We start from the raw sequence: 22410 nt of genomic DNA on the forward strand, positions 1-22410 counted from the left end.
CACAGAATCTGGAGAGAGCACAAGGGAAGCGGACAATAGTGTCCGCACTCCCTCCCCAAGCATCTCCCGATGTTTCACACTGGCAGCCTGGCCACCCATGATGCATATTTGACCCATGCTGGATCAACCCGATGCCATCGCTGCAGCCACGCGTGCGCTTCTCGCGGCACGGGAGAAGCCGGATCGCTGGCATGTGATGCATCAGAGGTGGGAGCAACTGCTCTTCCTGCACTGGCGCTGGGATCCGGAGGAGATCCAGCGCACGCTGCCCACCGGTTTGAAAGTGGATACCTTTGATGGCTCGGCCTGGCTGGCCGTGGTGCCGTTCTTCATGCGGGGCATCCGGCCGAGGTTCTTTCCCTCCCTGCCGCGCATCAGCAATTTCCTGGAGATGAATGTGCGCACTTATGTGCGGGATGAGCAGGGCCGCCACGGTGTGTGGTTCTACTCCCTGGACTGCAATCTGCCTCTGGCGGTGTGGACGGCGCGCACCTTCTTTCATCTGCCGTATCAGCATGCGGGCATGTCATCTACCCACACGGATGATGGTGTGCACTACACCTCTCAGCGGGAAGGCACGGATGCTTCCGATACTTTTCGTTATCTCCTGGAGCCGCCCCATGGTCATGCTGAACCCGGGACGCTGGAGTTCTTTCTCCTGGAGCGCTACCTGCTCTTCGCCTCCTCACCACGCGGGCTGCTTTGCGGCCAGGTGCATCACGCTCCGTATCCCATGGCAAAAGCCAAGGTGGAGAGCTGGGAGGCCACACCACTGACGTTGGCGGGGTTCAAACATCCGCAGCGTCCGCCTGATCACATCATTGGTTCGCCGGGCGTAAATGTGCGGATCTACCCGCTCACGGCATAGCTTAAGTAGTGGGGGCATTCCTGCCCCCTCAGACGGACGAAGAATCGCCCGAGTACGTCAGTGCGCGGGCGCCACCGCCGCTGCGGGGGCCGCGCCGCCACGAAACAGCGGCAGGGATTTGTTCACGGACTGATACACGCCCCAGCCCAGCGGCAGGGCGACCCAGATCCAGGCGATGAAAAGACGGATGTTGTTCATGGCAAATCTGGTTAGGTTAAGCTTTGGAGGTCTCCGGCAGGTGATGCTTCGCATTCACCGGATGCACCAGCAGGTTGGCAATCAGGCCCACGATCAGAAGTCCGACCATGAGATGGAAGATGGAGTTGTAGGCCTGCTCAGGCGCCATGGTTTTCTTGTTCGCCACGGAGAGCCGGTCCACCAGCTGCGGTCCGATGATTGCGGCCATGGACCACGCCGTGATCAGACGACCATGAATCGCCCCCACCTGATAACTGCCGAATAGGTCACGCAGGTACGCCGGAATGGTGGCAAACCCGCCGCCATACATCGTCAGGATCAGCCCAGTGGCGATGACGAAGAGCGTCACGCTGCCCTGTCCCTGGGTCCACGGCACGCTGGCATACAGCACCGCGCCGAGGATGAAGTAGATGCAGTAGATGCCCTTTCTGCCGATGATATCGGACATGGAGGACCAGAAGAAACGGCCGCCCAGATTGCAAAGTGAAAGCAGCCCCACATAGCCAGCGGCCGCTGCTGGCGTGACCTTGAACATGTCCTGAATCATGGGCGATGCCTGGCCGAGGATGCCGATGCCGGCGCTCACGTTCATGCACAGCACCACCCAGAGCATCCAGAACTGCGGGGTCTTCCACGCCGTGTCCACTGACACACTGGCCGTGGTCACCAGCCTCGCCGTTGTTTCCTTCGGCACCCAGCCCTCCGGCTTCCAGTTCGCCGCAGGCACACGGATGATGAAGGCCCCGAAGACCATCGACACCGCATACAGCCCGGCCATGACCAGCATCGCCTCATGGGCACCCACGGAGGTCGACGAGGCAAAACGCTTCATCAGCTCTTCCGCCAACGGGCCGCCAATCAGCGCGCCGCCGCCGAAACCCATGATCGCCATCCCCGTGGCCATGCCAGGACGATCCGGAAACCACTTCATGAGGGTGGAGACGGGCGAGATGTAGCCCAGCCCGAGCCCGACGCCGCCGATCAAGCCGTAGCCCGCATAGAGCAGGTAGAGATTGTGCGTCTTCACCGCGATGGAGGACAGGATCAGACCGCTGCAAAAGCACACCATGCTGGCCAGCATGGTCTTCCGCGGGCCGCTCTTCTCCACCCATTTCCCAAACACCGCCGCCGAGAGGCCCAGCAGTGCCAGGGCGATGGAGTATGCCACACCCACATCCGCCTCCGTCCAGTCACCCGCCACGGGGGCCGTGATGCCCAGGACCTTGGCCAGGGGCTTCTTGAAGACGCTGAACCCATACACCTGACCGATGCACATATGCACAGCGATGGCGGCGGGAGGGACCAGCCAGCGGTTGAATCCAGGGGGCGCGACGGTGGCTTCTCGGGAAAGGGAGATCATGATGGTCGGGAGGCCGCTTTTTTAGCGGAAAGCCTTGTTTCAACGCAAAACATTCCGCTGGCTGTCTGCTTTTCAGCAAACCAGCGGCGGGATTGTCTGGTTTTTCCGCCGGGAACACCCCCTTTTTATGACTGCGGTGTAACCTTTCCGGGCTTGCACAGGCCGGAAAATTGGGAACTCTCCGGCTCGTCGACAGCCGTAATCCCCCACCCATGATCTTCGACCTCAGCGAGCAGTTCCGCACTCCGATCCAGCGCACCCTTTATCGTGCCTTTGGACCGCTGGTGGAGCGCGCGCTCGGGCTGCGAAATTTGGACAACCACTATCAAGCCGGGCAAAGGCATTACCACAGTCTGCCGCCTGAAGAGCAGACCTGTGGAGCCTTCTTTGACGGCGTGGTCAGTTCCGTGGGTGCCCGATGCGAGGTGAATGAACCCGGCGGCTTCGAGTTCCCGAAGACTGGTCCCCTGGTCATCATTGCCAATCATCCCTTTGGCATCCTGGATCCCTGCCTGCTGGCCCAGTATGTGGGCAAGCACCGCCGTGATCTGAAGGTCATGACCAATTCCCTCCTGGGTGCCATGCCAGAGGTCAGCGAGCACGCCATCCTGGTGAACCCTTTCGGCGGCAAAGAAGCCGTGAAGGAGAATCTGGCCGGGATGAAGGCGGCCCTCATCCATCTCAAAAAAGGCGGTGCCCTGCTCATTTTCCCCTCGGGAGAGGTCGCGGCCTACAAGCCGGGGAAGGGGATCGAGGAGGCACCCTGGACTTCGCATGTCGGTTCCTTGGTCCGCCGCACTCAATCCTCCGTGCTACCTGTCTTTTTCCCGGGTTCGAACAGCACCCTCTTCCAGGCGGCGGGCGTCTTGCATCCACGTTTGCGCACCGGGCTGCTTTTACGTGAGTTCAACCGCCAGAATGGCAGCGATGTGGAGATGATCGTGGGTTCCACCATCCCCTTCGGCAAGCTGCGCAAGTTCGAGGATGACGAGGCTCTCACGAAGTATCTGCGCCTGCACACCCTTGTTCTCGAAGAGCGCCACCGCATCGCCCAGGAGGCCGAGGGAAATGCCACCCCTGAGGAGACCGTGGCCCTGATGCGTGCTGCCAGTCAAAAAGAGCGCATCGTCCGCGAGGTGGAGGCCCTCCGCGCCCGTGGCAAGTGCCTCGTCGGTCAGGGTGGACTCAGCGTCTTCACAGCTCATTCCCACGAGATTCCGGACACGCTTCAGGAGATCGGCCGCCTGCGTGAAGTAACCTTCCGTCAGGTCGGTGAAGGTACCGGACAGGACATCGACCTCGACAAGTTCGACCGCTACTACGAGCACCTCTTCCTCTGGGACGAGGCCAGGCTCTGCATCGCCGGTGCCTATCGCCTAGGCCGTGCGGACATCATCCTGCGTGAGTACGGTCCCAAGGGGCTCTACACGAACACGCTCTTCCGTTTCGAAAAACCCTTCCTCGCCAACCTTGAGACGGCGGTGGAGATGGGGCGCAGCTTCATCACCAAAGACTACCAGAGGAATCTCTCCTCGCTGCCTCTCCTGTGGAAGGGCATCGCCCATTGGATCGCCCGGAATCCGGGTTACAAGAAGCTTTTCGGTCCTGTCAGCATCAGCAAGGACTACGACAAGCTGAGCCGCAAATTCATCGTCGAGTTCCTCCAGGAGAACTGCCTGCATGAGAACCTGGCCAGTTTCGTGAAACCGCGGAATCCCTTCCGCTACCTTCGCGGTCGCAAGCTGATGCGTGAGTTCATCAGTGCCGAGCTTCAGGACGTGGATGACTGCTCCGCCCTCATCTCCAGCTTGGAGACGGATGGCAAAGGCATTCCCGTGCTGCTGAAGCATTACCTGCGTCTGAACGGCACCATCCTCAGCTTCAATGTCGACAAGGAGTTCTCCTCGGTCGTCGATGGCCTCATCCTTGTGGACCTCACGGAGACAGAGCCAAAGTTGCTCGCCAAATACATGGGCGAGGAAAAGTGCCAGGCCTACCTTGCCCGTCATCGGGAAGCATCGGCACCGGCACCTGCGGCCCAGTAAGGAAGGGCGCGCGCGATGTGGAAAGGCTTTTGCAAGACGGCCCAAGCTGCGTTTGATTGAGCCCTCCTGTCCCGATGCCCCTTCCTCGAGCCATCCGCCATCGTTTCTTCTGCCTCCCCGCAGGCTGGGTGGCATTGATGCTCGTCTCTCCGCTGATCCAGGCGCAGGACGCGGCCAAAATGCGGGCGGACTTTTTGAAGCTCATCCTCTCCGACTCCCAGATGCTCACGGACCAGTATGAGCGTGCGCTAGCGAAGCTGGAGAGTGACCTCGCCGCAGATGCTGACTACGAGCAGGCCCAGCTGGTGCAGCGGCGGCGTGAGGAACTGCGCGCCATCTACCCCGGCGGCACGACTCTGACCAGCCCCGCCATCCCACTGGCACCGGAGCGTGCCCGTCTTGTCGGGACAGCGGAAGCTCGTGGTGACACCCTGACGAACTGGCGCACTGCCACCAGCCAGGCGGAGTGGGCTGCCGTGCATGTCACACCGGGCTCCTATTACCTGGAGCTGGAGGCCAGCATGAGCGCGCTGCCTTCCACTGCCGGACGCATGGTGCCCCAGGAGAAGGCCACCTTTGCCTTTTATGAGGTCTCGCTTCTGCCGGGCGCCCAGGAGAACCGCCGCTCGTTCGACATCATGCCGGGGAAGGACGAAACCTATGCCCCGCTGCGCATCGGGCCGCTGAACTTCAGCCGTGATGCTGTCACGCTGCGTCTGGCTCCTGCCATGGGCTATCCGGCAAACGCCATCTCTCTGCGGCAGTTCCGTCTGGTGCCAGCCGTCGTCGACGTGGTGCAAACAGCGGCTTCCTTGCCTGAAGGAGATGCCCTGGCGGCCACGCGTGAGCTGCTTCAGCGTGAGCTGGTGAAGGTGCAAAAGCCGGTGCTCACCGCTTACAAGGAGTCTCTGAAGACACTGCCGTCGACCACGCCGGAGATGAAGGAAGCCGTGGAGGCGGAGACGAAGCGCCTCACCCAGCTCGAGAACTACGCCAGCACACCTTCCATCATCCTCGAACGCATGATCCGCCAGCTCGGAGGCGTGGCAGGCTTTGAGGACATCGATGGTGCGAGATACCTTTCCACCGTCACGTCCACGGGTGATCGTTTCACCGTGGAGCATGATGGCAGGCAGATCGCTATCCGGCTCATGTGGGTCAGCTGCGCTCCTCCAGATGAGAAGAGCATGGCCCGGAAAAACTTTGCGGACCACTTCGACATCGAGATGGACAATGTGGGGCGTCTTTCCCGCACCGCGCGCGAGTTCACGCTCGGTTATCTGGATGGCAAGTCGCTCCGCCTCCTGCTGCGGCCCATGAAGGACAAGGACGGCTTTCAGCCCGCGCTCGTCTTCCTGCCGGAAGTGGGGCTGTATCAAAACGTGCTTGTCGACCAGGGCCTCGCCGCAGTGGAGCCTTTCCCGAAGAATGCTCGCGCCGGCCTCATGGAGCGCGGCCTTTACACGACCGTGCTGGAGCATGAGGCTGGTGCCAAGCGTCTGAAAAACGGTGCCTGGGCTCTTTCTGAGGAGGACAAGAAATGAAGACCTCACGGCTGCTTCTCACCGTCTTCGGAATTTCGAACGCCTGCCTTGTGCATGCCCAGACTCCCGTGCCTGCTCCGGCGCCGGTTCCCGCTGCGGCTCCTGTTTCAACAGCGCCGGTCTCCACCGGCTCTCCAGCCGTGGATGCCAGCAGTCCTGATTCCCGTCTGCGCCAGCTGGAGACGATCTACCAGCAGCAGCTCCGCTCGCGTCACATTCCTTTGTTAGGCAAGCATCTCACAGAACTCCAGCAGGCGGGCCGTGGGGCTCCCACTCCGGCTTTGCAGGCGGAGATCGTGCGTGTGCAGTCAGTGATCACGGCGGGCGGTGTGGTGGATCTCACTGCCGCCGCACGTGAACTGAATCCCGCCGTTCCCGCTCCGGCCCTGCCGCCCATGCCTGACCGTCCCCGGCGCATGACCCTCATGCTCACACCCTCGCTGGCGCAGAGCATCATGCCCGTCCCGGAAAGCAGCGCCAGTCCTGTGGGCGCATCCATCGGTCAACTGACCTGGAAGCTCGATGCCCTGCCTGCGGGCGAGTATGACCTGGTGCTGCACTACGCCAGCGTGCTTGCAGATGCCGAGGTGCCTGTCTCTGTCGAACTCGCCGGACAGAAGCTCACCCAGACGCTGGATGCCGCCAAGGCCACGAAGGACGGCAAAAACTTCCGCCTCCTCCGCCTCGGCCAGATCAAGCTGGATCAAGACGCCTCCGGTTCATCTCTCGTCCTCACCGCAGGCACCGCCGACAAGCCTTCGCTCATCGTGCGGAACCTTGTGATCTCCCGCGCCACGAAGAAGCCGGTGGATAACTAAAAGGAGGGAGGAGGAGCTCGCCTCTTCCGTCCCTCTCGGACTTTGATCCGCATGAAGCGTGAGCTGCTCCAACGCATGACTAAAGCCAATGCCGCTAAGCAATATGGGATGGCAGTAATCTTATGCTTTGAGGGCCAAGGGCCTGAGACTCCTCAGCCCAGGCCAACGGCCTGGGATTCAGGACGTTTCGCGCCCGCCAATGAACCAGAGCGCCGAAGGTGCGACACTCGCCTCCTCGCGTCCATTTGCCGCTGCAATGTCCGGCGTCGAGTGCCGGCCATACAGGCCTCGGGGGCGGGTAACCCGACGTTGTCTGGCGCGTTTCCCAGGCCGTTGGCCTGGGCTGAGGAGTGCCGCCTCTTCGAGGCTCCAAACTCGTGATTGCTTTACGGCATTATGGCTGAAGCCATGCGCTATTTCCTTCCGCCTCTCCGAGGCTTTAGATCCTGTGATCAAGGCAGCTTGTTCAGCGTATACGCACAGAGACGGTGCCACAGCGCCTGCTTGCCATCCTTCGTGCTCACCTCCGGCAGCTCAAACTCGTGCACATAACCTTCACGGCGCTTGTCTGCCTTCACGGTGAGGCTCAGACCATCGTCGGAAAGCGTCCACTCACTCAACTCGATCGGCTGCGGATCAATCTCCGGACTGCCATACTTTGCCGTGTGCAGATACGTATAGCTCTGCGCCTTCGTCTGCGACCAGTCGGCACCCTTCACCGGATGCGTGAAGGTGAAGCGGAAGCCGTCTTTAAGCGCCTCCAGCTTCTGGATCTCAAGCGGCACCTTGCCCGTGGGCACAAGACGCTGCAGGCCATACGGCTTGCTGCCATAGCTGTTCCATCCGCGGTTGCTCTGACCCACGATCATGGAGCCATCATCCAGGAAGTTCAGCGTCAGCACCGCGCTTTGCATCCCGCTCACAAACGGGAAGCAGGCCCCTTGATACTCGCCACCGACCTTTTCCAGGAACACACGGTTCACCCCGGACAGTACGAACTCCCCAACAAACATTTGTTTCTCAAACGGACCGAACTTGCCGTCCGTGAGATCACAGCGCAGGCCTGTGGTGCTCTGGCCAAATTTCACATAGGGCAGCCACACCGCAGGCAGGCAATAGCCCGGCACTTTCGTCACGGCCTCTGCCACGGTGATGCCATCCAGAATCTTTGCCGGCGGCTTCACGGGTGAATCAGGACGCTTCGCATCTTCCAGCGCTTCTGCATGACCAAAGTAAGCACCCTGGCGGATGTGCATGATCGGGCTCGTCGGAGTCCAGTTGCCCTGCTGGTCCGTGCCAAAGATATCACCCTCGGCATTCAAACCGATGCCACAAGGACTGCGGAAACCGGCCGCGAAACCCGTGGCGGTCGTGGTGCCCTTTTTTGTGATGACACTCCAGCCACGCCACAAAGTATGTTTGGCCTCATCACCCGCACCATCCCACTTCTTGCCCATGGAGCAGTTCAGTGTGTTGTGCATGTTGCCCTCGCGATCAAAAACGGGCCCATACGCATACTCATGATAGGCGCCTGAAACGCCCCAGCCCTTGCTCGCGGCAAAGTATTCATCAGCCACGCCGTCCTTGTCGGTATCGCGCAGACGGGTCACCTCGCCACGCTGCGTCACGTAGATATCACCTTCATGATACGCGAGGCCGAGGATCTCATGCATGCCACTGGCAAAGAGCTTGTAACCCAGGTTAGCCGCGGTGGGCGGTTCGGCGGTTGGATGCTCAATGATCCACACCTCACCCTTGCGGATGGAAACGGCCAGCTTGCCACCGGGCAGCACGGCCAGACCACTCGCCTCCATGTTCACGCCCGCAGGCGTCTCAAGCGTGACTGTGCGGTAGTATTCACCTTGATCCTGCTCCTGCGCGAAGAGCGCGGAAGCACTGAGAACCGTGAACAGGGAACTGAGAACTGTCTTTACCATTGGATCTCCTCCTTCGTCGTCTTGCCGTTGATGGTCACGCTATGCTCAAAGCCTTTGCCGGAGGGCTTCAGGGTGTCTTCCACGTTTTTGCCATCGAGGGTGTAAAGCATCGTCGGCACGCCTTCCTTGCTCAGGCGATAGCCGCTGAACTCACGCTTGCCGGTGCTGGCAGGCATCTCCTTCACGTCTTTGCCGAGCGGCTTGATGGGTAGCATCTCGCGGCTCTGCCAGTTGCTCATCGCATCCAGGAAGCGGCCCTTCCAAAGGGTGGTCCAGCGTGCCTGCACGGAGTCAAACACCGCATTCACACCTTCCGGGAAGCCCACGGCGATGGCGTGGGTGCCGGCACCTTCGATGAAACTGCGGAAGATGACCGGCTTGCCATCCTTCGCGGGTTTCAACTCGAAGTCCTCGGTCGAGATCAGACCATCTGGCAGAGGCTGTCCCTGGATTTCTTTGAGGTAGGTCCAGATGGACTCCACGTCCTTGTCTGCGGATTTCCGGCCCATGAACATGGGCGGCATCATCGTGCCCGGCTGGGTGGCCTGCGGATTGAGCAGCAGTTCTTTGAAGTACTCCGGCTGAAGTCGGTCGATGGTATTGGTTAGGCGGATCACTGGTGGCCCGAGGGACTTGCGATCCTTCAAGCCATGGCAGCCCACGCAGGCCAGCCCGGTCATGCCGATCAGCTTGCGCCCGGCTTCCGCGCGATGATGTTTCGCCAGTCCGCTGACATCGATCTCAATCGGCTTCTCACGCTTGTCAGCCTCGGGCAGCAAGCTCACCAGCATCTCCGTCTGCTTCCGGCCAAAGTTCGGCATGCGTGTGTTCATGTAGGGACGCACGCTGCCACCTTCGCCGAACAAGATTTTCTCCAACCAGCCACGCGTCAGCTTGCGGCCTGTGTTGTCCAGCCGTGGAGGTAGATGCGCCAGTTCGCCAAGGGATTCAGCGCTGCCGTCATTGCTGGTGAAATACTGCGCGCGTGGATCTTCAGGCCCGCCTTTGCCATCGCGATCATGGCAGGCGTAGCAGTTCAGCCTCGTCATCTGCCAGTCCACCTTCTGCTGCGCGGTGAACTGAGGTGCCTCGCCTTTCTTGATGGCTGCGATCGCCAGCTTCAGCGCACGCTTCTGCAGATCATTCAGGTCAAAGCGTGGCGTGCCGGTCTTCTGCTTGGCGGAAAGACATCCGTTCGCGGTGTTAAGTGAAGCCAGCTCTTTGCTCACCTTCGAGACCGCTTTCCGGTCCGCTGTGTGGCAGTTGGAGCAGCCCATGCTCAAAAAGAGCTCACGACCTTTTTCCACACCTTGCGATTTGATCTTCAGCGCCTTGCGCTCGCTGGCTGGAGCCTGCTGACGGCCCACGTGCAGATACGCGGCGATGTCTGCCGCCTCCTGATCCGTGAGATGCAGGTCTGGCATCCTTCCGGAGGGGCGGTGAGCCAATGGATCCTTTAGGAAATACGCCAGCGAGTTCACATCATACACATCCGCGAAAGCAATGGGCACCGAAGCGTTGCCAGGCTTCTCGACCTCCATGCTCGCGGGCACTTTCTCCGGACGGAAATCCGTGCCAGGTTCATGACAGGCCACGCAGCCGATCTTGTGATACAGCTCCTTGCCATGCGCGCCATCACCCGCAGGCATCTGCGGCTTGTCCTGCTTCAGGGAGCTCAGGTATTCCGTCAGTGCCTCCACCTTCTCTGCATCACCTTCCTCACCGGCGAAGAGCCCCGGCATCTGAGTGCCCTTCTTCAAAAATTGCGGGCTGCGGATGAAGAGCCAGAGCTGGTCGGCGTCCAGTCGTGAACCCACACCGCTGAGGATCGGCCCATCTTTCGGCGCGAGCCTTTCACTCCACGCTTCAGGCGCCTTATGACACTGCGTGCAGTTCAGTTCTGCCAGCAGCAGATAGCCACCTTCCGTTACATGCTCGTCCGGATCTTCGGGCAGATTGAACTGGTCGAAGTTGAAGACGTAGGCGTGATTGATTGGCTCGGCCTGAAGCGGATGAGCGTGCGCTGGCGGAGCGATGAGTGAAAGCAAGGCAAAGGGCAGCGCGCAATGACGAAGCACGAATGACGAATGACGAAGAAATGACGAAGCGCGAAGAGCGAAGGGCATGATGGATTCGGATTTCGGGCTTTGGATTTCTTTCGTCATTCGGATTTAGTCATTCGTCATTGGGCACGTTGAGCCTCAAAGGCCCATTTTGGCGCGTTCAGCGTCCAGCGCCTTGATCCACGGTCCAATGAAGTGTCCGCTGTCATGATACGTGCGGCCGGAGTACATGTGCTGGTCGATCACGCAGGGCTCGTTCACATAGATGCCTCCGCAGATCTCGAGGTCGAACTTGCACTTCGCCACCGTGGCCATGCGCAGGCCTTTCACGATGTCCGCACGCGCCGGGATCTCCACGCCGTGGCACACGCTGGCGCAGGGCTTCTTGTTTTCCCAGAACCACTTGGCGATGCGGATCAGGTCCTGGTCTTCGCGGATGTATTCAGGAGCACGGCCGCCGCTGTAAAAGATGCCCACGTATTCCTCGGGATTGATGTCCTTGAAGGCGATGTCCGCGTCGATGCTGTAGCCTTCCCACTCCTTGGTGATGGTCCAGCCGGGCTTCACCTCATGCAGCACCATCTGGTACTTCCGCTTTTCCGGCGCGGCCACGACAGGCTTGTAACCGCCTTCGATGAGGCGGAAGAAAGGGTAGAGGGTATCCACGGTTTCCGTGGCATCTCCGACGACGACGAGGACTTTGGCTTCTGGCATGGGTAAGGTGGGGTTGGGTGTCAGCGCATGGGAATACGGGGTGAAAAGCCGCCTGTCATTCAGACTTTGCGGCAGTCGCTTTCAGAATCTGCGTAAGCGCTGAGGTCGCAAAGGCCGGAGTCGCGCGCAGCAAAGTGGTCCTCTCGCTCTGCCTTCACTGCTCCTCCAGACTAGTTGTATCGTAAACAGCGCTCCCCAGCCTCTTTCCATGCTGAGTTCGATTCGGGATCGACCGACTGCTCTATCACAGGCCATTGGAGGTCAAAGATTCTGTCCGTTTCACACTTGCTGGCGGGATAAATAAAGAAGGTCTTGTTTTTCTCAATCAAACCAAGTGTTAGCAGGACGCCGGACCGACTTCCGAAAGGGCTTTGTGAGAGCGATTTTTCCTGAGTTAGTAGGCTCGACAGCTCATCGACAATTTGTTGGACATCAGCACTTCCATCCAGCGGGATAAGGGCGAACAGCCTGTGGTTTGTTCCGGGTTCAAACGACAGCAGGATTCCAATGTAGTCACCCTTGTTCGTTTCCAGCACCCCGGAAACGAACCCGTCATACCATTCGATGATGGAAATCTCTTTGATGGCCAAGGTGTCGTTCATGGTGACTGATTGGATGGTTTTGAGGCTGGGACAACACGCTGTTACAAGATCTGGGCAGAAAGCGGGAGGTAGCATTCGCGCGAGGCAAAGTAGTCCTCTCGCTCCGTCGAGAGGACGGGGGAGTCGGAAGACAGAAGAGATTCGCGAAGTTCGCTAGGTCGTTTCTGAGTTCGCGAGTACACCGCACATCTCATGGAGTGAGATGGCTACTTTGCTGCCGCGACTTCAGCATCGCTTGAGCATTGACGCTCTCTCAAAGATTTCTCACCATTGCCTCTTCATGTCCGAAGAAGCCATCCCGCTCACCGCCGACCTCGCCGCTCCCGTGGCGATTGAATCGCGCTGGCGGAGATTCGAGTCCTGGCTCGAAAGAGCAGGGGAGAACTATCGCCTCACCCGCTTCGTGCTGCTGCGCTTCACAGGTCTGGTGTGGTTTGCGGCTTTCCTGTCAGCGGCGCAGCAGTTCATCCCGCTGGTGGGGCATGAGGGTCTTCTGCCTGCCGACCTCTGGATCACGAAAGTCGCCGAGCACTTTGGTTCTCCTTCCGCAGCGTTCTGGGAGATGCCCTCACTCTTCTGGTTCCGCTGTGACGATGCCATGATCATGGCGGTGACCTGGACCGGCGTGGTCATCTCAGCGCTGGTCATGTGCGGCTTTGCAAACAGCCTCATGATGCTGGCTCTGTGGGCACTCTACATGTCCCTGCTGCCCATCGGCCAGGAGTGGTTCAGTTATGGCTGGGACATTCAGATTCTCGAAACCGGCTTCCTCGGAGCCTTGCTCTGTCCCATACTCGATCCACGGCCCTTTCCTCGCCGTGCGCCACCGGTAGTGATCATCTGGCTTTATCGATGGCTGATTTTCCGCATCATGCTCGGCGCGGGTTTGATCAAGATCCGTGGCGACGCGTGCTGGCGAGATCTCACCGCCCTCTACTATCACTACGAAACGCAGCCCATACCCAATCCGCTGAGCCGCTGGCTGCACTTCGCACCGAAGTGGTTTCATCAGGCGGGTGTGCTCTCGAACCACTTCGTCGAGCTCGTCGTGCCCTGGTTCAGCTTCTACGGACGCTGGGCGCGGCACATCGCCGGTGTGCTCATGATCGGCTTCATGGTGACCCTCATCATCACGGGCAATCTCTCCTTCCTCAACTGGCTCACCATCATCCCGGCACTCGCTTGTCTGGATGACAGCTTCTGGAGGAAAGTACTGCCACGTCGTCTAGTTGCATGGTCAGACAAGGCAGTTTCACGTGAGGGCAAACGCCGTTCACGCACGCAGCTCGCCATCACGCTTCTCTACGCAGGCGTGGTGCTGTGGCTCAGCGCTGAGCCCGTGAAGAATCTCTTCTTCGCCGAGCAGCAGGCGATGAACAGCTCCTTTGACAAGCTGCACCTTGTGAACACCTACGGTGCCTTTGGCAGCATTGATCGAGAGCGCTACGAACTCGTTTTCGAAGGAACCACGGACAACGTGCCCGGCATGTTTTCGGAATGGAAGGAGTATGAGTTCAAGGCCAAGCCCACGGATCCGATGCGGCGGCCGGTGATCATCACGCCTTATCATTACCGGCTCGACTGGGCCGCATGGTTCCCGTGGTCCAGATTGCCGGGCCGCAATCAATGGGTGCCCCACTTCCTCTGGAAGCTCCTCCACAATGATCCCGGCACCCTCAGTCTAATTGAGCGCAATCCATTCCCGGATGAGCCACCGCGCTGGATCCGCGTGAGTGTCTATCGCTACCATTTTGCCGAGCCTGGCAATGCCGAGGGCGCCTGGTGGACTCGCGAGAACGTGGGCTTGCATATCAAGCCGCTGTCCAAAGACTCTCGTCAGCTCACGGAGATCATGCAAAGCTCAGGCTGGCTACGTGACTAACCTTTTCGTATTGATGAATCACGATGCGTTGATACGTTGGCGATGCTTTGCAGTCTCTCCTCAAGTCCCTCAGCCTCATCGCCGACCCCACACGGGTGAGGTTGCTGCTGCTCCTCAAACGAGAGGAGCTCAGCGTGGCCGAGCTTCAGGAGATTCTCTCCCTGCCGCAGTCCAACATCTCCGCCCAGCTTGGCAAGCTCAAGACCGCGGGTCTTGTGAGTGACCGCCGCTCCGGCAAGAACCGCCTGTATCAGCTGGAGCAGCCCTCCGCGCGTGCTGCCGAGTCCTGGGAACATTTCATGGCCTTGCTGGAATCCGCAGGCGACGAACTGCGTGAGGTCAAACAGGACAGCCACGCGCTGAAAGTGGTGCTGCAGAAGCGCGAGCGCACCGCCCAGGCTTACTTTGATGCGCTGGCAGGCAAGTTTGGCCGTCATTACATACCGGGCCGTTCCTGGAAAGGTCTCGGTGAGGTGCTGCTGAAGCTGCTTCCGCCTCTTGTGATTGCGGATCTGGGGGCTGGTGAAGGCACGCTCTCGCAGTTGCTGGCCCAGCGAGCGAAGAAGGTCATCGCCGTCGACAACAGCGAGAACATGGTGACCTACGGTTCAGGTCTGGCGAAGCAGCACGGCTTCACCAATCTCGAGTTTCGTCTCGGTGACCTGGAAAATCCGCCCATCGATGCTGGAAGCGTGGACCTTGTGATCTTGAGCCAGGCGCTGCATCACGCGCAGAGACCCGCGCAGGCCATCCGTGCGGCCTTCACTCTCCTCAAGCCCGGCGGCCGTATCGTGGTGCTGGAGCTGCTGAAGCATCAGTTTGAAAAGGCCCGCGATCTTTATGCGGATCTTTGGTTAGGCTTCGCCGAGGCCGAGCTGCATGAGATGCTCTCAGATGCCGGGTTCAAGCACATCGAGACCAGCATCGTCCACCGCGAATCCCGCAGCCCGCACTTCCAGACCGTGCTGGCCATGGCGGACCGCGTGTGACTCGTCCGTTGTTCACGCTTCAGCGTGTGCAATGAGCTTCCAATCACACGCTGAAGCGTGAACAACATACTTGAGGCCACACCTGCTGTTGCTACTCGGTGCCCAAGCGCAAAAAAGCTCCGGCTCGTGAGAACCGGAGCTTTGAAAACATTCACGGCTTTCGCCTGCTGATCACTGATAAGGCACGCGGAAGATCTCGCCGGTCTCAGGATCCTTGGCTTTGGAGCCGGGGCGGAGACCTTCGACGCTGATCACCTTGCGGGAATCCTTCGGGCTGTAGACGTAACCTGGCTTGCCAGGAACGGCACGGGCGAAGGGCACATCACCCGGGGCTGGAGGCGGGGTGGCACCTGCAGGCGGAGGCGTGTTGCTCGGAGGAGCCACGCTCAGGCCCTGGTCCACAGGGCCGGAGCCTGCGGAGGGAGGTGGAACATTGGAAGGAGGCGTGGTGTTGGCGGTCGGCGGGATGGTGCGCGGGTCGATGCCAGCTGCAGCAGCCTCAGCGGCCGTGCGTGGGTCGATGGCCAGCGTCACGCCCGCGTTCGGATCGGAGGAAGGGGCGACATAGCGGTTTTCCTCGCCGTAGCGCTGGGGCGGGTTGTCCAGGTTTCGACCGGCACGTCCTGCGAAGGGGCGCGGTTGCTGATTTCCGCTTTGAGGAAACTGGCAGGAGGTCAGGGCAGCGGTGGCGACGACAAGGAGGGGAAGGAGACGTGGCATCGGTTTTTTGTCGGGGTTGAGAGAGAGGGGGATCAGCTGTTCACGCGCATCGGCATCAGCACGTAGAGGAAGTTCGTGCCGGTACGGATCACGCCAGGACTGATCTCGTCGATCAGATGCAGAGTGATCTCATCGGCGCTCAGGTTCCTCAGCGGAGCCATGGTGAACTCAGGATTGAAGGCGATGGTGATGTCCTTGCCTTTGTAGTTGATGGCGATCGTCTCGCGCGCCTCACCGATGTCGGGGCTGCTGGCGATGATCTCCACCTGGCCTTCCGTGAACTGGAACTTCACGGAGTTCGACTTGTCACTGGCGAGGAGGGACACACGGCCGATGGCACGCTGGAAGGTCTCGCGCTCCAGCACGATGCGCTCCTTGGCCTCGCCTGGGATCACCTGGCGGTAGTTCGGGTAGTTGCCATCGATCAGCTTGCTGATGAGGAGGCTGTCACCGAGATCAAAGCCGACCTGGCTGCCGGTCACGCGGATGATCACCTCACCGGTATCACCGCAGAGGCGGGCCAGCTCGTTCACAGCTTTCGTCGGCACGATGATGTCGATCTCCTGGCTCTGCGGGAACTCCACTTCCTGCTCCACCATGGCCAGACGGCGGCCGTCTGTGGCCACCATGGTCAGCGCGTTGTTCTTGAAGGAGAAAAGGATGCCGTTGAGCACATAGCGGGTCTCATCCGTGGAGATCGCGTAGGAGGTCTTGCGCAGGCAGTCACGCATCACCGCCTGTGGCAGACTGAACTCACGGGCTTCATCAAAGCGCGGCAGGGCAGGGAACTCCTCGCTCGTCAGGCCCACGACCTTGAAGAAGGAGGGGCCGCTGCGGATGGAGGCGTAGTTCTTCTCGTCCACGCTGATGTCGATCTCCGCAGCGGGCAGCTCGCGGATGATCGTGGCCAGACGGCGGGCGGGCAGAGTGGTGGCACCGTCTTCCGTGACTTCACACGGCACCGTGCAGGTCACCCCCACATCGAGGTCGGTGGTGGTCAGTTCCAGCACACCGTCGCGGGCACGGAGCAGGACATTAGAGAGGATGGCCAGAGTGGTGCGCGTGCTGACCACGTGCTGGACCTGGTTGAGGGCCTGCTGGAGGGATTCCTTGCTGATCGTGAACTTCATAGGGCGTGCCGTCAAAAAAATGGGGCGAATGTGCCTTTTTAAGCAGCGGCTTCGAGGGTGGCAAGGAGTTTGGAAGGGAATTATGGTGACCACACCCTCGGAAGACGTCTCCGGGAGGTTCTTCGGGTGTGGTTTCGTGAGAAAAGCACCACCCCCCTAGCTGGAGATCCAGGTCTGGCTCGTGGCAGATGGTGACAGGTTTGTTTCGAGCGGGAGGGGCAAAACGGCTTCCGGGTCTTTGTCCGGGTGTCTCTCTTGAAGACGATGAATCCCTATTTACACGGTCTGAGTTGCCGGTTATTCATAGAGTGCCACCATGACACTGACCAAGCGAGGAGAGTATGCCCTGAGAACCATGATCCGTCTCGGCGTCGCCGAATGGAACAATGAGGGAGTCATTTCGGTCTCGAACATCGCCCACCAGGAACACTTGCCCTTCAAGTTCCTGGAGGCCATCCTTTTTGAGCTGCGCACCGCCGGCTATGTGGAGAGCGTGCGTGGCAAATACGGCGGTGCTCGTCTCGCCAAGCCCATGAAGGCCATCAAGATGGGAGACATCGTCCGCCTCATTGACGGCAAGCTGGCCCCCATCGGCTGCGCCAGCGAGACGGAATATGAAAAGTGCTCCTGTCCGGATGAAGAGCATTGCGGTCTGCGAATGCTGATGATCGATGTGCGCAACGCCATCGCCAACATCCTGGACAAGTACACTCTCTTTGATGTGGTCGAGGTCACTCTCCGCAAGCAGGAGATGGAGGCGGATGTGCCGAAGAAGAAAGTCGCCAAGAAAGTCGGGCGTTCCCGCAATGCCGATCCGGCGGATGGCTTCCTGGCCCTGTTGAAGACTGGCAAGATCTGAACGGGGCCTGTTCCTGCACGGCGATACTCATGAAGCTGCTGACGGCAGTCAGGGAGGCGCCTGCTCATGGATAAAGGCGAAGAAATTTGATCACCACTTAGATCACTCTTGACAGCTTGCCCCGTGCCAAGGCGTTCGTGAATGAATTTTAAATTCACACTAGACAGGTGGGATTAACAGGTTAAAGCATACCATATCGGAATGAATTAACGTGCTCCACGGCACAGGCCGATCCTCACAGAGGAAGGTCGTTCATCCGCCACTTCGCCGATCCCGCGCCAGGGAAGGCACCAGCGCGGTCTGTTTTCGCGCCTTTCCCTTATTTCCCATGAAGTTGTCTCATTCTCCACGCTCACGCCGCCGCGGTCTCGCGCTCATCATCGTTCTCGCCCTTGTGGGCCTGATCACGATGCTGATGCTCGCGATGTTCTCGGTCTCGGAGTCGGAACTGAAGGCGGCGCACACGCATTCCAATGGCCAGGAGGCCCGGCAGCTTTCTGAAGTGGCGGTGAATCTGGCCATGTCCCAGATCCGCAAGGCCACCTCGCAGAATGTCGGCACTAATGGTTGGGAAGCCTGGACCTCACAGCCAGGCCTGGTGCGCCGCTACTCCACGACCGGTGTGACGCAGGAAGCTTACAAGCTCTACTCCAGCAAGCACCTCGTGCTGCGTGATGCCGGGCAGATCGAGCAGAAGCTCATCGCGGATGTGCCATCGGCCAACTGGGACCTGCAGCCCAACCGCTATGTGGATCTGAACAAGCCCGCCGTGCGCGCTGCCTCTGATGGCACACCGCTGCTGCTCTTCCCCATCATCGATCCGCGTGCGCAGACAGGCTCTGCCATCACCACCGTCGGCGGCTTTTCTTATCAGGAGACCAATCTCGCCGGAACCAAGCTCAACGGCGTCCGCGTCACGGGGGGTGACCGCCAGCGCGTGCCGATGCCTGTGGAATGGCTGTATGTCTTGAAGGACGGCAGTCTGGGTTCGCTGAGCGAGGGTGGTGTCTTCCAGGGGACCAGCGAGGCCACGGCCACCAATCCCATCGTGGGCCGCATCGCCTTCTGGACGGATGATGAGTCGAGCAAGATCAACATCAACACCTCCTCTGAGCCCACGGCCTGGGCGCAGCCAACCTTCTTCTATGACCAAGATGCACGTTATGCCCGCTATCAGCCGCTGAACGGCGAGTTTCAGCGCTACCCAGGACACCCGGCCATGACGGCTCTCAGCCCCGTGCTGTTTCCCGGCCAAAACGTGACCGTGGCCCAGAAGGAGTCCATCTATCAGATCATTCCGAAGGTCTCCACTGGCGGCAGCCTGGCTGGCACGCGTGCCTTCAGTGATCCTGATGCCGCTGCGGTGCCGCTCACCCAGGCCCGCCGTGAAAGGCTCTTCGCCAGTGTGGACGAGCTCCTGCTCGGAGAGAACCGGCAGCCTAACAAACTGGGTGGTGTTGAGATCACCCCGGACACCGTACAGCGCTCCTCCTTCTTCCTCACGGCGAGCAGCCGCGCGCCAGAGTCGAATCCCTTCGGCCTGCCCAAGATCGCGGTCTGGCCGGTGAGCTATCGCGAGCCGCTGAACCAGTATCGCACGCCGTTTGACCAGATGGTCATGCACTGCGCCACGCTGAGGACGGCCTCAGGTGCCCGTCGTGGTTATGTCTTCCAGCGCGGCTGGGCGGACTCGCCCACGGAGGACGTGGGTTATGCGGCGAACTCGGAGCTCCTCGGCTATTTGAAGGAACTGCTCGCCAAGCCCAACCCGGGCTTCGCCAGCAGCGCTGCGGACACCTTCGCCAAAAAGTATGGTGATGATGCCCCGCAGATCCTCGTGGAGATCTTTGACTACATCCGCGGCATCAACCTTCACGATGGCACGCTGGTGAAGCCCACGGACAAGTTCAACGGCGAGGGCAAGGCGCAGAACTTCATGCTCGGTTACGCTCCGGGCTCGGCACGCCCAACCAACTTTAAAACATTCACGGACCCGCGCTTCTTCGCGCCGGACCCGGATAACGCGAACGCGGACGAGTCCGGCCAGACCGAGCGCCAGGGCTTTCCTGGCCATGGTCAGGTCACTCCCTCGCGCTGGACCACGGGTGGCGTCACCGTGCAGGGCATCGGCCGCTTTCCCACCATCACGGAAGTGGGCCTGCACTTCATCTGCGCCGCGGACAACACGGATGATCCGAACAATCCCTTCGAGGAAAAATACGGCTTCCTCGGCAAGCCTGGTGGTGGCAGCGCGCCGAAGATCGCAGGCGGCAACGCTCCCGAAGACCGCTGGTACTCGAACTTCCCTCCGCGTCCGAATCCCTTCCCAGGAAAGAATCCTGCGGATAATGTGAAGTATCCGCTCACCGACGGCTTCCCCTACGGCAAGAATCAGCAGCATCCAGGTTACCAGAAGCAGAATTGGAATCACCAGCTGGAGGCGAACACACCGCTGCAGCCCGGTTACCGCCGTGTGCAGGCGCGCCTGCTGCTGGAGTTCTTCGTGCCTTCCGCAGGTTACACCATCCTCGAGCCCGAGCTGACCGTGCGCGTCACCGGCCTGAGCAAGTTCCTGCTGAACGGCCAGCGCCTGTTCCCAAATGATGAGGAGATCATCTGGAGCAGCCGCCGCGCCATTCATAATGGCAACCAGCGCATCGGTGGTTATGGCATCGGTGTCACGGGCATGCAGACCTCCCGCTTCGCCCCTGCGCGCCAGCCCATGCCTGCGGACAACAACTGGGGCTCGGACGCCTGGGAGGTCAAACCCGCCACCATCCCCGGTGGCGACCGCCTGTGCGTGATCAACTACGACCTGCTCAGCAACTTTGTGGATGTGAACGTGGCTCGTGATGGCAGCCAGCCTATGGCACTCTCTTCTGGCACCGGCACCCTCACGGACACTCCCCTGACTCTGGAACTCTGGAGCGGTCACTATGGACGTTCCGTGGCTGCCGACGAGAGGGCTGCCGCAGTCGTGCAAACCTTGAACCTGGACTTTCCTGCCGCAGAGCTCAAGGCGCCCACGCTTGTGCGCAACACACTTCCCACGGTGGCGGTGAACCAGTCCACACCGGACGTGGAGCCCGTGGCCTACTGGACTTTCTATTCCAAGGGCGCCTTCGGTTTTGATGTGGAAAGTCTCGCCCAGAACACCACCGCACGCGTCGCGGACCAGCGTGGCAGATTCCATAACAGCCAGGGCGCTCCCTATGCCGGTGCACAGCGTCCCACGGTCCCGCGCAAGGGCTCATTCTTCTACGGGTTCGACTATCCTCAGGGCGGGGCGAAGCGCACCTTCCGCCCCCGCCAGCTTCACGGGGACTCCATGGAGGAGGTGCAAATCGCCGAGGAGACGGAGGGCTGCGATGTCGTGCAGACCACGCAGATCGCACATGGGGACTATCGCCTCAGTGCAGCCCTGCCCGTGGTGCCTGCCAGCATGTGGAAGAAACACCGCTACTTCGGGCAGCGTCGTCTCGCTCATAACTTCACCAAGAGCGTCTCCGATCATCTGCCTGGCTATGACTATGGTGATGAGACCGACTTGAAGAACACCCTGGTGGGCACCACCAGCAGCGCCACCTATCCAGTCGATCGTGTGCCGGACTTCCCTTACAATGATGAGGCCGTGCTTTCTGCTCACCGCTATGGCGACTTTGACAATGGTGTCGGCCCTGCGCGTGACGGCCCCTACATCAACAAGCCGGATGAGGGAAACCTGAACATCATCACTGACAACAACGGCCTCGGCTACTTCACCGAGACCGGCCAGCACCGCTCCACGGAGAAGGACTTCTATTCGCCCAACCGCCTCATCTCATCACCTGCGGTCCTCGGCTCGCTGCCGTCTCGTGTGCTGGCCAATGATCCCTGGCGCACGCTCCTCTTCCGTCCTCAGCAAGGCCATCCAGGTGGACCGCCGAGGCTGGGTGGTAGCAATCCCCCGGATCATCTGCTCCTCGAGTTCTTTTGGATGCCGGTGGTCGAGCCGTATGCCATCAGCGAACCGTTTTCGACCGCAGGAAAGGTGAACCTGAACTATCAGATCTTTCCTTTCACTCACATCAAGCGGGCCACCGGCATGCATGCCGTGCTGGCGGGAGAGGTCATTCATGCCGTTCCCACCGTGGATGCCGCTGCTTACAAGAGCTTCCCGGATTCCAAGAACCCCAATGCCTTCTGGGGAGAAGGTCAGAGCAAGACCTGGCACTACAAGATCGATGCGGACAAGACGCTCGCCCAGTTCGAGGAGCGCTTCGCGGAAGGGAAGGCCTTCATCAGCGCCAGCGAGATTTGCGATATCTATCTGGTTCCCAAAGGTGCGCTTGGCGTGAATGGCAAGGATCAGATGGAAGCCTTCTGGAGTGAGAGGCGTCTCACCGGCGACAACACCCGCGAGCGCCCTTATGCCGGCATCTATCCGCGTGTCACCACCCGGTCTAACACCTTCCGTGTTCACTTCATCGCCCAGACTCTGAAGAAGGCGCGTGCCTCCAAGCCGGATAAGATGGAGATCGAAGACCGTGTCACGGGTGAGTATCGCGGCTCCTCGCTCATCGAGCGTCATCTGGATCCCACGCAGTCTGACCTGCCTGACTTCGCCACGAACGCCGCCGGCCAGACTCTCGACCACTTCCATCAGCTCCGCGTGCTCGAGACCCGCCGCTTCGGCTTCTGA

The 22410-nt window shown here is 60.2% G+C and carries 16 protein-coding genes; 8 read left to right on the forward strand and 8 right to left on the reverse strand.

Translation table 11 applies throughout. The features are described 5' to 3' along the window. Positions 1 to 115: 115 nt before the first annotated feature. Entirely contained in the window at positions 116 to 868 is a 753-nt protein-coding gene (locus BGE01nite_RS07755; protein WP_146849868.1) for a YqjF family protein, read from the forward strand. Between the two features lie 57 nt (positions 869 to 925). Here BGE01nite_RS07755 and BGE01nite_RS28925 read toward each other — a convergent pair whose 3' ends face one another. Together BGE01nite_RS28925 and BGE01nite_RS07760 are read right to left on the reverse strand one after the other, a co-directional pair. Continuing rightward, positions 926 to 1066 carry an MFS transporter small subunit gene (locus BGE01nite_RS28925; protein ID WP_170266665.1) on the reverse strand — a complete coding sequence of 47 codons (141 nt, stop codon included), beginning with the start codon at positions 1064 to 1066 and terminating at the stop codon, positions 926 to 928. A 16-nt stretch (positions 1067 to 1082) separates the two neighbouring features. Further along, entirely contained in the window at positions 1083 to 2426 is a 1344-nt protein-coding gene (locus tag BGE01nite_RS07760; protein WP_146849869.1) for an L-lactate MFS transporter, read from the reverse strand. 212 nt (positions 2427 to 2638) lie between these two features. On the opposite strand from BGE01nite_RS07760, the gene BGE01nite_RS07765 reads away from it, so the two are divergent. From BGE01nite_RS07765 to BGE01nite_RS07775, 3 genes are all read left to right on the forward strand, one after another. Next, positions 2639 to 4471 carry a bifunctional lysophospholipid acyltransferase family protein/GNAT family N-acetyltransferase gene (locus tag BGE01nite_RS07765; protein WP_146849870.1) on the forward strand — a complete coding sequence of 611 codons (1833 nt, stop codon included), beginning with the start codon at positions 2639 to 2641 and terminating at the stop codon, positions 4469 to 4471. A 74-nt stretch (positions 4472 to 4545) separates the two neighbouring features. Then, a complete protein-coding gene (locus tag BGE01nite_RS07770) occupies positions 4546 to 6015 on the forward strand; it encodes a hypothetical protein (protein WP_146849871.1) in 1470 nt (489 codons plus the stop codon). Beyond that, positions 6012 to 6833 carry a hypothetical protein gene (locus BGE01nite_RS07775; RefSeq protein ID WP_146849872.1) on the forward strand — a complete coding sequence of 274 codons (822 nt, stop codon included), beginning with the start codon at positions 6012 to 6014 and terminating at the stop codon, positions 6831 to 6833. Before BGE01nite_RS07770 ends, BGE01nite_RS07775 begins: the two co-directional genes overlap by 4 nt. Before the next feature lie 452 nt (positions 6834 to 7285). Here BGE01nite_RS07775 and BGE01nite_RS07780 read toward each other — a convergent pair whose 3' ends face one another. The 4 genes from BGE01nite_RS07780 to BGE01nite_RS07795 form a co-directional block, all read right to left on the reverse strand. Next, positions 7286 to 8770: a hypothetical protein gene (locus BGE01nite_RS07780; RefSeq protein WP_146849873.1), complete on the reverse strand. Its 1485-nt coding sequence runs from the start codon at positions 8768 to 8770 to the stop codon at positions 7286 to 7288. Further along, on the reverse strand, positions 8764 to 10896 hold the full coding sequence (locus tag BGE01nite_RS07785; RefSeq protein ID WP_170266666.1) for a c-type cytochrome: 2133 nt from the start codon (positions 10894 to 10896) through the stop codon (positions 8764 to 8766). Before BGE01nite_RS07785 ends, BGE01nite_RS07780 begins: the two co-directional genes overlap by 7 nt. A gap of 75 nt (positions 10897 to 10971) precedes the next feature. Next, positions 10972 to 11547 carry a DJ-1/PfpI family protein gene (locus tag BGE01nite_RS07790; protein WP_146849875.1) on the reverse strand — a complete coding sequence of 192 codons (576 nt, stop codon included), beginning with the start codon at positions 11545 to 11547 and terminating at the stop codon, positions 10972 to 10974. Positions 11548 to 11717: 170 nt separating this feature from the next. After that, complete coding sequence (locus tag BGE01nite_RS07795; protein WP_146849876.1) at positions 11718 to 12149, reverse strand: hypothetical protein; 432 nt, start codon at positions 12147 to 12149, stop codon at positions 11718 to 11720. Positions 12150 to 12429: 280 nt separating this feature from the next. On the opposite strand from BGE01nite_RS07795, the gene BGE01nite_RS07800 reads away from it, so the two are divergent. Then, positions 12430 to 14031, forward strand: a complete 1602-nt coding sequence (locus BGE01nite_RS07800) for a lipase maturation factor family protein (protein WP_146849877.1) — start codon at positions 12430 to 12432, stop codon at positions 14029 to 14031. Positions 14032 to 14078: 47 nt separating this feature from the next. Continuing rightward, positions 14079 to 15020 carry an ArsR/SmtB family transcription factor gene (locus BGE01nite_RS07805; RefSeq protein WP_146849878.1) on the forward strand — a complete coding sequence of 314 codons (942 nt, stop codon included), beginning with the start codon at positions 14079 to 14081 and terminating at the stop codon, positions 15018 to 15020. 171 nt (positions 15021 to 15191) lie between these two features. Here the strand turns inward: BGE01nite_RS07805 and BGE01nite_RS07810 are convergent, their stop codons facing one another. Beyond that, entirely contained in the window at positions 15192 to 15740 is a 549-nt protein-coding gene (locus BGE01nite_RS07810; protein WP_146849879.1) for a hypothetical protein, read from the reverse strand. 32 nt (positions 15741 to 15772) lie between these two features. Continuing rightward, positions 15773 to 16870, reverse strand: a complete 1098-nt coding sequence (gene dnaN / locus BGE01nite_RS07815; protein ID WP_146849880.1) for a DNA polymerase III subunit beta — start codon at positions 16868 to 16870, stop codon at positions 15773 to 15775. A 316-nt stretch (positions 16871 to 17186) separates the two neighbouring features. Between dnaN and BGE01nite_RS07820 the strand changes: the two genes are divergently transcribed. Both BGE01nite_RS07820 and vccA read left to right on the forward strand, forming a co-directional pair. Beyond that, on the forward strand, positions 17187 to 17729 hold the full coding sequence (locus BGE01nite_RS07820) for an RrF2 family transcriptional regulator (RefSeq protein WP_146849881.1): 543 nt from the start codon (positions 17187 to 17189) through the stop codon (positions 17727 to 17729). A gap of 328 nt (positions 17730 to 18057) precedes the next feature. Then, positions 18058 to 22410, forward strand: a complete 4353-nt coding sequence (gene vccA, locus BGE01nite_RS07825; RefSeq protein WP_146849882.1) for a Verru_Chthon cassette protein A — start codon at positions 18058 to 18060, stop codon at positions 22408 to 22410.

It is taken from the genome of Prosthecobacter gellanilyticus (assembly GCF_007992435.1).
Classification (GTDB): Bacteria; Verrucomicrobiota; Verrucomicrobiia; order Verrucomicrobiales; family Verrucomicrobiaceae; genus Prosthecobacter; species Prosthecobacter gellanilyticus.

Bases quoted from the DNA above. Each gene is read 5' to 3' on its own strand.
- BGE01nite_RS07785 (WP_170266666.1), bottom strand. From the start codon at position 10,896: ATGCCCTTCGCTCTTCGCGCTTCGTCATTTCTTCGTCATTCGTCATTC.
- BGE01nite_RS07775 (WP_146849872.1), top strand. From the start codon at position 6,012: ATGAAGACCTCACGGCTGCTTCTCACCGTCTTCGGAATTTCGAACGCC.
- BGE01nite_RS07820 (WP_146849881.1), top strand. From the start codon at position 17,187: ATGACACTGACCAAGCGAGGAGAGTATGCCCTGAGAACCATGATCCGT.
- BGE01nite_RS28925 (WP_170266665.1), bottom strand. From the start codon at position 1,066: ATGAACAACATCCGTCTTTTCATCGCCTGGATCTGGGTCGCCCTGCCG.
- BGE01nite_RS07770 (WP_146849871.1), top strand. From the start codon at position 4,546: ATGCCCCTTCCTCGAGCCATCCGCCATCGTTTCTTCTGCCTCCCCGCA.
- vccA (WP_146849882.1), top strand. From the start codon at position 18,058: ATGAAGTTGTCTCATTCTCCACGCTCACGCCGCCGCGGTCTCGCGCTC.
- dnaN (WP_146849880.1), bottom strand. From the start codon at position 16,870: ATGAAGTTCACGATCAGCAAGGAATCCCTCCAGCAGGCCCTCAACCAG.
- BGE01nite_RS07780 (WP_146849873.1), bottom strand. From the start codon at position 8,770: ATGGTAAAGACAGTTCTCAGTTCCCTGTTCACGGTTCTCAGTGCTTCC.
- BGE01nite_RS07755 (WP_146849868.1), top strand. From the start codon at position 116: ATGCTGGATCAACCCGATGCCATCGCTGCAGCCACGCGTGCGCTTCTC.
- BGE01nite_RS07800 (WP_146849877.1), top strand. From the start codon at position 12,430: ATGTCCGAAGAAGCCATCCCGCTCACCGCCGACCTCGCCGCTCCCGTG.
- BGE01nite_RS07790 (WP_146849875.1), bottom strand. From the start codon at position 11,547: ATGCCAGAAGCCAAAGTCCTCGTCGTCGTCGGAGATGCCACGGAAACC.
- BGE01nite_RS07760 (WP_146849869.1), bottom strand. From the start codon at position 2,426: ATGATCTCCCTTTCCCGAGAAGCCACCGTCGCGCCCCCTGGATTCAAC.
- BGE01nite_RS07810 (WP_146849879.1), bottom strand. From the start codon at position 15,740: ATGCCACGTCTCCTTCCCCTCCTTGTCGTCGCCACCGCTGCCCTGACC.
- BGE01nite_RS07765 (WP_146849870.1), top strand. From the start codon at position 2,639: ATGATCTTCGACCTCAGCGAGCAGTTCCGCACTCCGATCCAGCGCACC.
- BGE01nite_RS07795 (WP_146849876.1), bottom strand. From the start codon at position 12,149: ATGAACGACACCTTGGCCATCAAAGAGATTTCCATCATCGAATGGTAT.